The 454-nt window shown below is 34.6% G+C and carries 1 protein-coding gene; it reads left to right on the forward strand.

All coding sequences use genetic code 11. The features are described 5' to 3' along the window. On the forward strand, positions 1 to 258 hold a 258-nt coding region (locus G8O24_RS47145; protein WP_188108436.1), incomplete at its 5' end, for an ACT domain-containing protein. Between the last annotated feature and the right edge of the window lie 196 nt (positions 259 to 454).

Consider the following 454-nt stretch of genomic DNA (forward strand, 5'->3'; position numbering starts at 1 on the left):
GTTTTAGAAGAAAGCAAAGAATTACTTCAAATCGAAAAGCTAGAGTCCGAGCAAGAATTAGCGAAAGTATCTATAGTTGGCTCTGGAATGGTAAGTAATCCAGGTGTAGCTGCACAAATGTTTGAAGCTTTAACAGAAAATAATATTCCAATAAAAATGATTAGCACATCCGAAATCAAAGTTTCTACTGTCGTACCAGCTCGTAAAATGGTCGAAGCAGCCCAAGTTTTACACGACCAATTTGAACTCGATAAATAAAAATAAGCTTGCAGCATCAAAGTAAATTTCTCTTTGTTACTGCAAGCTTATTGTTTTAGTAGCGTTCTTCGTTATCAATCGTTTCTTTACGATCCCATTTAACGATAATGGTTACTTGTTTTTTACGTTTATCAATCTCATAATAGCTTTCTGTATACAGCTTTTTCTGTGATTGCAATTGTTCTGCGATAAAGCC

The sequence above is a fragment of the Bradyrhizobium campsiandrae genome (assembly GCF_014529705.1).
Lineage (GTDB): Bacteria > Pseudomonadota > Alphaproteobacteria > Rhizobiales > Xanthobacteraceae > Bradyrhizobium > Bradyrhizobium campsiandrae.